This window comes from Georgenia halophila (assembly GCF_039541595.1).
Genome location: NZ_BAABGN010000005.1, coordinates 62,513 through 73,163 on the forward strand (window position 1 = coordinate 62,513; position 10,651 = coordinate 73,163).

A 10,651-nucleotide genomic window follows, 5' to 3' on the forward strand; every position below is an offset into this window, starting at 1 on the left:
CTCCTTCGGAGTGACTGATGGCGATCAGTCTAGTGGCTTACCGAGCATCATCAATCACATCGAGACCCTGTTCACGGGGCCTGGCAAGCTCCGACGACGAACGGGCGCGCCCGCGAGAAGCTGACGGACCTCGCTTCCGGCTTTCCGGCCGCCACAATGAGGTCATGCCACTCCTCGTCCCGACAGGTCTCCGACGGCCGACCAGCACCGGCTTCCAGGCCCCCAACCCCCTCGAACCATCCTCGTACGACTGGCTGTCCACGCTCGTCCTCGTCGCCGTCTTGCTCGTCGGGATCCTGCTCGCCTACTGGATCATCCGCCTCGCTGTCCGACATGGCATCCGAGACGCCGACCGGAGGCGCCCGGCGCCTCCGGCATCGAAGGACTAGACCGAGAGGCGGCGCCGTCAGACGGCGCCGCATCGCGGCCGCTGCCGTGTCGTCTCGACAGCGAGAAGAAGACGGGGGGTTGTGCCCTCGGGCAGATTCGAACTGCCGACACCCGCTTTAGGAGAGCGGTGCTCTATCCCCTGAGCTACGAGGGCCTGGCCGCAGACCGGGAAGGACGCGACCGCGGACCAGCGTACCCGGCGGCGCACCGTTGCGTGGCACGGCCTCGTTGCCCGGCCGAGCGGGCACGGCGCCCAGGGCGGGGCAACGCCGGGCGCGTCCTCCGGATGCCGACGCTCGCGGCGGTGCCTAGCGTGGTCGCAGAACCAGCACTCGATGAGAGGAGAGGCAGCATGGCACACCTGTCCGGAAAGAAGGTCGCATTCCTCGCGACGAACGGCTTCGAGGACAGCGAGCTCACAAGCCCGTGGGAAGCCGTGCGGGAGGCGGGAACCGAGGTGGTGCTGATCTCCCCGGAGAGCGGCACCATCACCGGCAAGAAGGGCCACGAGGCGAAGGTCGACCTGGCCACGAGCGACGCACGGGCGGCGGACTTCGACGCACTGGTCCTGCCCGGCGGCGTCGCCAACGGCGACCACCTCCGTATGGACGCGCCGGCCGTGTCGTTCACCCGCGACATCTTCGCCCAGCACAAGCCCGTGGGCGTGATCTGTCACGGCGGTTGGATCCTCACGGACGCCGACGTGGTCCGCGGCCGGACGCTGACCTCGTACCCGAGCCTGCAGACCGACCTGCGCAACGCAGGCGCCACCTGGGTCGACGAAGAGGTCGTCGTCGACGCCGGGTTGGTCAGCAGCCGCACGCCCAAGGACCTGCCCGCCTTCAACGACAAGCTGGTCGAGGAGATCGGCGAGGGCGAGCACACGGGCCAGACGGCCACGCCGGCCGCGGGCTGACCCTGACCCGCCTGGCCTGACCCACCTGACCCATCAAGGCCGGATCGCCGCGGCCCGGACGCCGTGGGGGCGAGCATGTCCCCACGGCGTCCTTCCACGTCCGGCGGACTTTTCGCACGCCGACGGAGGCACCGTCAGGACCGCCGTCCCGGCTGCCCGGTGAGACGGCGAGCCGTTCACCGGAACGGGCCGAGGCGTCGTGAGACACTCACCCGGCAAGGCGGTCAGCGAGGCCGTTCTGGTGCAGAGGGGCCGGAATCCGGGGCACGTCCCCGAGAAGGGGTCGGAACATGGCGACATCAGGCACCACCCCGACAGAGGGCGACATCGACAACTCCTTCGGCTCGGTCGCCGTCCTCTTCTCACCGCACCGCACGCGACTGGTGCTCTCGGGCGAGGTCGACGACTCCTTCGGCCAAGAGCTGGCCGACGCGGTGTCGGAGTGCGCCACAGCCGGCGTCCCGGTCGAGGTCGACGCCCGGACGGTCGCGTTCATCGACTCGGCGGGCGCCGCACATCTGGCGCGGCTCGCGCAGGCGCTACCGGTCCGCGTGATCCAACCGCCCGACGTCATGCAGTTCGTGATGTCCGTCAGCGGCCTGGACCGGTCGGTCGAGATTCTCGACCATTGCCCCGACTTCCCTGCGTGACGGTTCCGTCGTCACGACTCCGCGGGCGCGCAGGTGAACTGGAGCTCCGCGTCGCCGTCGCGCACGTACTGCAGCCCGGTGAACCCGTGCGCTCCGAACTGCCCGTCCAACGCTGAGCCGGGCTCCACCTGGTAGAGGGACGTCAGCAGCAGCGCGTCACCGGATGACACGACCACGCGGACGTTCCGGCCCTCCGGTGCCTCACCCGTGTATGTCACCTCGACGACGAGGCCCTCGAAGGTGGCGCGCTCGGGCGCAGGGGTGAGGTGATCCGCCCGCGGGACGGTCAGGTCGACGTGCTCCTCCCCGGCCGCCGAGCCGGCCTCCGGCCGGTAGAACAGCGTGCAGGTAAGTGCGGCGGGCAGCTCCTCCGGCTCGTCGGAGCACGCGACGACGCCGGGAGCAGCGAGCAACCCGAGCACTCCCGCGGCCACGAGCTTCCTGGTCCTCCGGGCGACCTGCATGCCGGCCATCCTGCCGTGCCGGCCGCGCCACCGGGGCGGCTTTCCGTCCGACGGCACGGGAGGTGGGCCGGCGAGGCACCGCCGGCCCACCTTCGCGTCTGCTCGTCAGCCCTCAGCTCATCAGGTGCGAGCGGCGACCGGCTCGCCCACCTGCTCCTCGACCGGCGGGGCGGAAGCGGCGTCGTCGTGCCCTTCCTCGGTGAACAGGTTCTCGGCGTTGGCGGAGTCGTACTGCTCGACGTCGAGGATCTTCTCCCGCTTCGCCACGATGGTCGGCACGAGGGCCTGACCCGCGACGTTGACCGCGGTGCGGCCCATGTCGACGATCGGGTCGACCGCGAGCAGCAGTCCGACGCCCTCGAGCGGCAGGCCCAGGGTGGACAGCGTGAGGGTCAGCATGACCGTCGCCCCAGTGGTCCCGGCGGTGGCGGCGGAGCCCAGCACCGAGACGAGGACGATGAGCAGGTAGTCCGTCACGGCCAGGTCCAGCCCGAAGAACTGCGCGACGAAGATGGCAGCGAGCGCCGGGTAGATCGCGGCGCACCCGTCCATCTTGGTGGTCGAGCCGAGCGGGACCGCGAACGAGGCGTAGCTGCGCGGGACGCCGAGGTTGCGGTACGTGACCCGCTCGGTCACCGGCAGGGTGCCCATCGAGGAGCGGGAGACGAACGCGAGCTGGATGGCCGGCCACGCCCCGCGGAAGTAGCTGATCGGGTTCAGGCCGTGGGCCCGCAGCAGAATCGGGTAGACGACGAACAGCACCAGCGCGAGACCGACGTAGACGGCACCGGCGAACCAACCGAGGCTGGTGAGCGAGTCCCAGCCGTAGCTGGCGATGGCGCGGCCGATGAGGCCCATGGTGCCGATCGGGGCGAGGCGGATGATCCACCACAGCACGGTCTGGATCACCGAGAGCAGCGAGGCGTTGAACGCCAGGAACGGCTCGGCCTTCTTGCCGGCCTTCAGGGCAGCGACCCCGAAGGCGAGCGCCACCACGATGATCTGCAGGACGTTGAACCCGATGGAGGTCTCGACGCCGACCAGGGCGCCGTTGTCGCCCGTCTCGGTACTGGCCGAGGCCTCGATCCCGAGCACGTTGGCGGGGATGAGGCCCTCGAGGAAGCCGAGCCACGAGCCCGTGCCGCTGGGGGCGGCGGCGTCGTCGGCGCTCACGGCGGCGTTGGCGCCGGGCTCGAAGAGCAGCCCGAGCCCGATGCCGATCGAGACGGCGATCAGCGCCGTGATGGCGAACCAGAGCAAGGTCTGACCGGCCAGCCGGGCGGCGTTGGAGACGCCGCGCAGGTTCGCGATCGACGCGACGATGGCGGTGAAGACCAGCGGCGGCACGGCGGCCTTGAGCAGGCTGACGAACGAGCCACCGATGGTGGACAGGGCGACGGTGAGACCGTTGGGCTCGCCGTCGGCGGTCTCGCCGATCTCGAGCGCGATCCAGCCGAGGATCACGCCGAGGACAAGACCGAGGACGATCTGGACGCTGAACGACGGGAGCCGGAGTCGTCGTCGGGACGTCGATTCGGTTGAAGTTTCAGATGACACGGAGCGGTGTCCTTTCGTGGGTGCGCCGCGGCGCAGGCAGAGACGTCGGTGCGACGGGCCGGCGGGCCCGTCGCGGCTCGTGGATCCGCGCATCCGTGCGCGGGTCCGGTATGTCCTGAACCAGCACATTCCTGTGCGGCCAGGCGAGCCAGGTGATCGGTGGCCGGGGCCGGTGCTTCAGGTGGAGCGCGGTGTGCGCTCAGCGGCCGCCCGGCAGGTCCGTGGGACGACACACCATGCTCGCCTTGCGACAGAGGTCGACAACAAGGCGCTCGGTGAGGTTCCACGTGTTGTGCACGAACACTCCTGGCGATCTGCGGACGTCACCGCCGGCGGCGGCAGGCCACATCGTAAGCCACCGCCGCATCTGCCGATCCGCCCACCCGGAGGGAAGCCCACGTGATGAGATGGGGACGAGGCGGTGGTCGAGGCCGCCGAGGAGCTCGCTGTGAGGTCCCCGGGCGGGCGGCTCGCGACACCGCTGCTCGGTGTGCTCGACGAAGCGGCCAACGTCTGCCGCTGGCGCGAGCTGCCGAACCTGTACAGCCACTACGGCTCGCGCGGCATCGTGCTGATGACGATTCTGCAGTCCTGGTCCCAGGGCGTAGACGTGTGGGGCGAGTCCGGGATGAAGAAGTTGTGGTCCGCCGCCAACATCAAGTGCTACGGCGGCGGCGTCAGCGAAGACGCCTTCCTCGAGGACCTCTCGCGCATGGTCGGTGAGTACGACCGCGAGTCGTCCTCGCTGTCGGTGGGGCGCGGGCACCGGACAGTCTCGCGTCAGCTCCAACGCGAGCGGATCCTCGACGTCGCCGACCTCGCCGCCATGCCCAAAGGCCGCGCCCTCGTCCTCGCCTCCGGGTCACGGCCAGCGCTGATCCGCACCCAACCCTGGATGAACGGCCCGCACGCCGACGCCGTACGCGCCTCCATCACCGCACACGACCCCCAAGGCGAACGCACCATCCGCGAAGCCGAGACCGAAGCCCTGACGGTCTCCTCGTCCCTGGCGCAGGAGCCGGCATCGTGACCGCCACCGACGACTCGGCGACCGAGGACTGGGCAGACGACTGGGGAGACGACTGCGAAGAGCCCAATCCGGCCGAAGACGGCAGCTCGGCGGCCGCCGCGGCCGAGGACGCGCCGCGGCTGTACTACGGCTCGGTCGATGAGTTCGTGCGCGAATACCTCCGCTACCAGTACCGGCGCCGCATCGACGGGCAACGCCGGGTCTGGGCCGCGCAGTGGTGGAAGTACGGCGAAGCCATCAGCCGCCTCGACGCCCTCTGGCGCGCCTGGGAACACCACCGCCTCGACCCAGCCACCGGCGCCAGCATCTGGTGGCGAGACCACGCCGACCACCACATGCCCGCCCTGATGGACCCCGACGGCGTCTTCCACGGCGTCAAAGACACCAACAGCCGCGACGAGCCACTGCCGTATGCCGAACCACCTGCGGGCCTGTTCCAGGACGAGCGAGACGTCCCGTCATGAGCAACGAGCGTGTACGCCTATCCATCAGGACCGTTGCCGGGAGACCTTGTCGCCGACCTCTGGTTCGCGATCGTGAGATCTCGCGATGGAAGCGCTCTGGCTTTCTAGTCGCTCTATAGATAGCACCCGCTGGGCCGAACTCACCGGCTCGGCCTAGAACAACTACGCCCGCGCGCGCCGCTGACCAAGCACGACCGCCGAGACGAGAGCTCCTAGCATGAGAAGGTGCACCAGAAGACTTCGGATCGCCTCCGCATGGCGATCTTGGTCGTCTGGATCGTGGGTTTCCTCATCGGCACGACAACACACATCCTTGACCTCGTTGCAGGCGGCCTGGGGACATACGCCGAGGTCCCGACCCCGCTGCGGCTGTTCTGGGTCTCACTCACGGTCATCGATCCGGTCACGGCGGCGCTGCTGGCCTTGCGTCGTCGCGCGGGCATCGTCCTCGCGCTCATCGTGATCTTGGTCGACATCGCGGTGAACTGGACGGTCTTCGCAACCGTCGGCGGCCATCCCCTGTTCGGCGTCGTGAACCAGACCCTATTTGCCGCGATCCTGCTCGTTACCGCGCCGATCCTCTGGCGATGGTTCCCCACGCCGAGCACCGCCCCGGCAGACCAACAATCCTCGTCGTAGAGCTGACACGAACCTACTTGGCACCGCCAGCGCACCTCGTAGCATGGACATTTCGAACGCCTCGAGAGCTTGGGATGCTTGCCGCGCAGCTTGAGGAACGTGCCTCTGGTTCCGCATCGGCTCGCGCGCAGTGGCCCGGCCGAACCATGACACAGCGACGGATCAGCGCCGCCGGTAGGCGTGGGCACGGTGCTCGATGCGGCCGACGAGGATCACTGCGGCGACCTCGTCCAGCTGGATGATCACCCGGTAGTCACCGCGCCGGGCAACTCGCCACTCTTCAAGCGGCGGCCGCAGCGGCTTGGACATGCGCCGCGGGTTGGTGGGCAAGGAGGTCGTGACGAACTCGACGACGGCCGCGGCGATCTTGGTGGGGAGTCGGTCCAGCGCTCGAATCGCCGCGGGCGCGAACTCGACGCGCCAATCCTGTGGCTCTCGCGCCACTTACAGGCCGTACCGACGCCGGGCGTTGGCTCCGCTGGTCGTCTCGCCCGCCGCGTAGGCCTCCTCGGCCTCGCGCAGCTCGGCCGCCGCACCCGGGGTCGATAGCAGCCGCAGCGTCTCGTGCAGCGATTCCAGCTCGTCCGCAGACATCAACACGGCCGCGTTCTTGCCGTGACGCGTGATCCGGATGATCTCGTGCGTGCTGTCCGCCTCCTCGACGAGGGCGGACAACCGGTCCTTGGCCTCACTCAACGGAACATTGCGCATGGCATCATGGTAGCCCCAATTCTGACCTGCCACTAGCCCGACTGCTAGCCGATAACTGTCGTTATGTCCACTAAAGCGTCCATAATTGCAACGGACGCAACCGCGACACCTCCCCTCTGTCGAGTGCGGCGGGCGGTGCTCTAGATTGGCTCTCGTCGACGATCCCGCCTTGCGACATCCGGTGGAACGGTTCGCACGCTGGCACCACCTGGCGCGGATCAGGGCACGGAGCGAACCCGGCCAGCGCAGTCGCGGCTCCGTGCATGCCTCCAAGCAGCAGGTCATGGAGACCCTGAAGTTCCTGACCTGGCTCCGCGACACTCACGGCCGGGATCTCGACGCCTGTACCCAGCAGGACGTCGACCAGTACCTCGCCGAAGGGCCGACAACTCGACACCTCATCCGGACGTTCTTCGTCTGGTCCAGGAAGACTGGCCTGAAACGCGGGATCACCATCGAGCACCGCACAGCGCGAACCGCGCCACACCTCACGCAGGACAAGCGTCTTGCCTGGATCCGAGAGCTGGTGACCGGGACCGCGGAGAGCCTTCCCTACCGTGTCGCCGGCGTCCTCCTCCTGCTCTACGCCCAGCCACTGGTCCGAGTCGCCGAACTGAAGCTAAGCAACACCGTCCTCACACCTGACGGCATCGCGTCCGGTTCACCGACACCCCGATCGCCGTCCCGAAGCCGTTCGCAGGCATGCTCGCGCAGCACCTCTCGGCGCGCCCGAACCAGCGCGGCGCGAACCGCGACAGCGACTGGCTCGTTCCCAGCACCCGTGCCGGGCGACACGTCACCTCGCAGACGATCATGGACCGCCCTCCGCGATCTCGGGATCAACCTGCGTGGAGCACGGAACCGAGCGATGCGAGATCTCGTCAGCGAGATTCCCGCGCCCGTCGTCGCCAGCCTCCTCGGCTACAGCGACCAAGTCACCCAACGCCATGCGCAAGCGGCAGCCACGCCCATGGCGCAGTACGCAGCCCTTCAGAGCACGAGTCAGAGAGGCTCGGGGTAACTGGCCAGGGCGTCGTATGCCTGTCCGTGCGGTCCCGTTCGAGCGACCGGGGTGCCGTCGACAGTGAGGACGAAATGCCCGTCCTTCTCGACCTCGGGCAAGTCATGTGCTCGAGGCAGGACTTGGGCGCCTTCGTTGCTCAGCCAGACGCCGTCGATACCGCGCACAAGCTCGACGAACCGCTCGCGCTGCGCCCGCTCGAGATAGGCGAGAACAGCGCTGTGAAAGATCACGAGCTGGGTGCCGGCTGGGACTTCCTCAACCAGCGCAGGTAGGACGTCGAAGAGATCGCCCTTGAGTAGGCGCGGCGGGTCTGCCGCGACGACCGCCGCGGCGGCACGGAGACGCTGGCGGCGCTCTTCGTGCTCGGGCCAGATGAGGGTCTCGAGCCAGTTGAGCTCTGTCTCGTTGCGCACGTCAACCGGGTTGAGATCGATGCCCGCGCGCCAGGCGACCTCCGGCACTGTCTCGGGGACGCTGTCGGCGTCGATCGCGCACCGGGTCCGCACCGGACTCGGCCCGCCGGGTGGATCGACGACGGTTGTCCCGGACGGGGTTGCATACGAGTAGCTGTACCGGTCGGGGTACAGGCACAGGCCGGCGGACGCACCGACTTCGATCAACGCCAACGGTCCCGGCAGACGGCTCAGAACGGGCAGGAGTACCGCACACCGGCCTGCTTCATTGGTCTGGGTCATGCGCGTGAGCGTGATCTCGCGAACCTCGCCCCAGTGCTCGAGGAGCCACGGCCATAGGACTGAGTACGGCGCCGAGGGAGCTCCTGCCGCGCGAGCCGCGGCGAAGACGAGGTTCGGCTGACGCTTTCGAGGTGGGAGAGCCTCAACCACCTCCAGTACAGCGGTGTCGGCCGCGACGCCGAGAGCCCAGTCGTAATACAACGGCGAGACGCCCTCGGCCTCGAGCTGGGCCCATCGCCGGTAGAAGTCTGCCGTCTTGCTCACCACTGCACCGTAGTCAGCTCATGCGGCTCACTCTTGCCCATCCGGCCTCGGCAACAGCCCCAGAGCAAAGCTCAGCGGAGCGCTGCAGGCGTTCTCGTCGAGGTCTTCCGGACGGTGACGTTCGACAGCGGCGACGTCCTCGACGTCTCTGATCTCCGCGACGGCGTCGGTGACCTCAACAAGTGCGATACGTCCACGGTGGCGCAGGTCGATCGTTCTGCCCGCGCTGTCCCGGTCAACTCCGAGGTCGAACTCGTGCCAGGACAGGAACCGTGCCGGACGTACTCCGCACTCCTCAAGAAGCTCCCGAACCAGAGTCTTTTCGGGGCTCTCGCCAGACTCTGGGCTCTCACCAGGTAGGTCCAGTAGGCCGAGATACGGCCCCCGCGACTTGCGGACGACGACCACGTGATCGTCCCGGTCCTGCCAAGCCCGTAGATCCCCAGTGCTCCACGAGAGGCATCATCCACGACCGACCGGCCTCGGTGCTCCTACTGTGGTCGGACGAACCCGGAGACTCGCGAGGGAGCGCGCGATGCCATCGAAAGCTGAGCCGACCGTCAGAACAGCTGAGTTCCAGGACATCGCAGCCATCACTCGGTTCGGCGAGGCGCACATCCAACCCCACTACGCGCCATTGATCGGTTCCGAAGCCGCCGACGATCAGGTCCGCAACTGGTGGAACGAGACCCACATCGAAGCAGCCGTGACCCAGGGGCTCGTGGTCATCGCCGTCGCCGACGGGCAGCTCCTCGGTGTCGGGCAACGCGGCCGCAACGGAAACGACCACGTGATCTACAAGCTCTACGTCCACCCCCAGCATCGTGGCCACGGCGTCGGTCCGAAGCTCCTCGACGCACTCACCAGGAAGTTGCCCACCAGTGCCGATCGGCTGTATATCGAGCACTTCGCAGCAAACCAGCGCGCTGGCGCGTTCTATGAACGCGAGGGATTCACCGTCGAACGGATCGAACCAAGCCCAACCGGGAACCCCGACCACGCTCAGGTCTGGCGTGTCCGCCAACTTCGTCAGACCGACCGGCCGCCGAACCAGGTGTGACCGTCTCGCGGTAGCACCGCTGATCCAGCTTGCCCGGCAACGTCAACTTCTTAAGCTCGCACGAACTGCCGCATCACGTCGCCACAGGTCCCGAACAATGTCGAACCAGATATTGACGGTTACCAGTCCGGTTGACGTCACTCGAATTGGGTACCCGACCGCGGCCGGGTTCCTCGACGTTGCCGACCTCGCCGCCATGCCCAAGGGTCGCGCCCTCGTCCTCGCGTCGGGCTCGCGGCCGGCGCTAATTCGCACACAGCCATGGACGAGTGGCCCGCACTCGACGCCGTGCGCGCCTCGATCACCGCGCACGACCCCTGGGGCGAACGCACCACAACCGCGAAGCCGAGACCGAAGCGCTAATCGTCTCCTCGTCGCCGACAACCAGGATGTCGGTGGCGAGTTCCTCGGCCACACCGGTCGTGGCGGTCCGGCCGAGGCCTGCCATCGAGGGGTCGGCCCGGGGCCGGGCGTCATCAAACGTCCTCCTGGGTCAGGGAATCGGTCGCGCGAGCGTGGTTCCGCTCACGAGCGTGCAGGGCAGGGTCAGTCGGCGGTTCCCGGCGCTGACCTCGAGGGTCGGGTCCAGGAGCCGACCCAGGAGAGTAAGCGCCTCGGCACCGAGTTGGGAGCGGGGCGGGCTCACGCGAGTCAGATCCGGTGTGTTGGCAGCCCCCGGGTCGGCCAGGGTCACCAGGGAGAGGTCAGCGGGGATCTCGATTCCGTCGTGAGCGGCGAGCGCGTAGATCTCGAGAGCCTGATGGGGGTCCTCCACGAAGGCGACCGT

General features: G+C 68.2%; 13 protein-coding genes, 1 tRNA gene and 2 pseudogenes. 8 read left to right on the forward strand and 8 right to left on the reverse strand.

Annotated features, from left to right (window positions below; all coding sequences use genetic code 11):
- Positions 1-164 precede the first annotated feature (164 nt).
- Positions 165-389 (forward strand): hypothetical protein, encoded by a 225-nt coding sequence (locus tag ABD907_RS07155; RefSeq protein ID WP_345215556.1) that lies wholly within the window; start codon positions 165-167, stop codon positions 387-389.
- An 82-nt stretch (positions 390-471) separates the two neighbouring features.
- On the opposite strand, the gene ABD907_RS07160 is transcribed toward ABD907_RS07155, so the two are convergent.
- A tRNA-Arg gene (locus ABD907_RS07160) sits at positions 472-544 on the reverse strand.
- Between the two features lie 198 nt (positions 545-742).
- Between ABD907_RS07160 and ABD907_RS07165 the strand changes: the two genes are divergently transcribed.
- A complete protein-coding gene (locus ABD907_RS07165) occupies positions 743-1,306 on the forward strand; it encodes a type 1 glutamine amidotransferase domain-containing protein (protein ID WP_345215557.1) in 564 nt (187 codons plus the stop codon).
- Positions 1,307-1,596: 290 nt separating this feature from the next.
- Complete coding sequence (locus tag ABD907_RS07170; RefSeq protein WP_345215558.1) at positions 1,597-1,956, forward strand: STAS domain-containing protein; 360 nt, start codon at positions 1,597-1,599, stop codon at positions 1,954-1,956.
- 11 nt (positions 1,957-1,967) lie between these two features.
- Here ABD907_RS07170 and ABD907_RS07175 read toward each other — a convergent pair whose 3' ends face one another.
- Both ABD907_RS07175 and ABD907_RS07180 read right to left on the reverse strand, forming a co-directional pair.
- Positions 1,968-2,420 (reverse strand): hypothetical protein, encoded by a 453-nt coding sequence (locus ABD907_RS07175; protein WP_345215559.1) that lies wholly within the window; start codon positions 2,418-2,420, stop codon positions 1,968-1,970.
- A gap of 120 nt (positions 2,421-2,540) precedes the next feature.
- Complete coding sequence (locus tag ABD907_RS07180; RefSeq protein ID WP_345215560.1) at positions 2,541-3,977, reverse strand: dicarboxylate/amino acid:cation symporter; 1,437 nt, start codon at positions 3,975-3,977, stop codon at positions 2,541-2,543.
- A gap of 418 nt (positions 3,978-4,395) precedes the next feature.
- Between ABD907_RS07180 and ABD907_RS07185 the strand changes: the two are divergent.
- The 3 genes and pseudogenes from ABD907_RS07185 to ABD907_RS07195 form a co-directional block, all read left to right on the forward strand.
- Positions 4,396-5,007, forward strand: a pseudogene (locus ABD907_RS07185) (type IV secretory system conjugative DNA transfer family protein); the annotation flags it as partial.
- Entirely contained in the window at positions 5,004-5,471 is a 468-nt protein-coding gene (locus tag ABD907_RS07190; RefSeq protein WP_345215562.1) for a DUF4913 domain-containing protein, read from the forward strand. The pseudogene ABD907_RS07185 and the gene ABD907_RS07190, both read left to right, overlap by 4 nt.
- A gap of 264 nt (positions 5,472-5,735) precedes the next feature.
- Positions 5,736-6,110 (forward strand): hypothetical protein, encoded by a 375-nt coding sequence (locus ABD907_RS07195; RefSeq protein ID WP_345215563.1) that lies wholly within the window; start codon positions 5,736-5,738, stop codon positions 6,108-6,110.
- 162 nt (positions 6,111-6,272) lie between these two features.
- Here ABD907_RS07195 and ABD907_RS07200 read toward each other — a convergent pair whose 3' ends face one another.
- Positions 6,273-6,554, reverse strand: a complete 282-nt coding sequence (locus tag ABD907_RS07200; RefSeq protein ID WP_345215564.1) for a type II toxin-antitoxin system RelE family toxin — start codon at positions 6,552-6,554, stop codon at positions 6,273-6,275.
- Positions 6,555-6,821: a type II toxin-antitoxin system Phd/YefM family antitoxin gene (locus ABD907_RS07205; RefSeq protein ID WP_345215565.1), complete on the reverse strand. Its 267-nt coding sequence runs from the start codon at positions 6,819-6,821 to the stop codon at positions 6,555-6,557. It lies immediately after the preceding gene.
- Positions 6,822-7,104: 283 nt separating this feature from the next.
- Here ABD907_RS07205 and ABD907_RS07210 point away from each other — a divergent pair, with 283 nt between their 5' ends.
- Entirely contained in the window at positions 7,105-7,842 is a 738-nt protein-coding gene (locus ABD907_RS07210) for a hypothetical protein (RefSeq protein ID WP_345215566.1), read from the forward strand.
- Here ABD907_RS07210 and ABD907_RS07215 read toward each other — a convergent pair.
- Together ABD907_RS07215 and ABD907_RS07220 are read right to left on the reverse strand one after the other, a co-directional pair.
- Positions 7,824-8,804, reverse strand: a complete 981-nt coding sequence (locus ABD907_RS07215; protein WP_345215567.1) for a DUF2332 domain-containing protein — start codon at positions 8,802-8,804, stop codon at positions 7,824-7,826. The two genes, ABD907_RS07210 and ABD907_RS07215, sit on opposite strands and share 19 nt — an antisense overlap.
- A gap of 27 nt (positions 8,805-8,831) precedes the next feature.
- Positions 8,832-9,215, reverse strand: a pseudogene (locus tag ABD907_RS07220) (NUDIX domain-containing protein); the annotation flags it as partial.
- Positions 9,216-9,339: 124 nt separating this feature from the next.
- Between ABD907_RS07220 and ABD907_RS07225 the strand changes: the two are divergent.
- Positions 9,340-9,864, forward strand: coding sequence for a GNAT family N-acetyltransferase (locus ABD907_RS07225; RefSeq protein ID WP_345215568.1), 525 nt, complete (start codon positions 9,340-9,342; stop codon positions 9,862-9,864).
- 493 nt (positions 9,865-10,357) lie between these two features.
- Here ABD907_RS07225 and ABD907_RS07230 read toward each other — a convergent pair.
- Positions 10,358-10,651 (reverse strand): substrate-binding domain-containing protein (locus tag ABD907_RS07230; protein ID WP_345215569.1); only part of this gene is annotated, 294 nt, incomplete at its 5' end.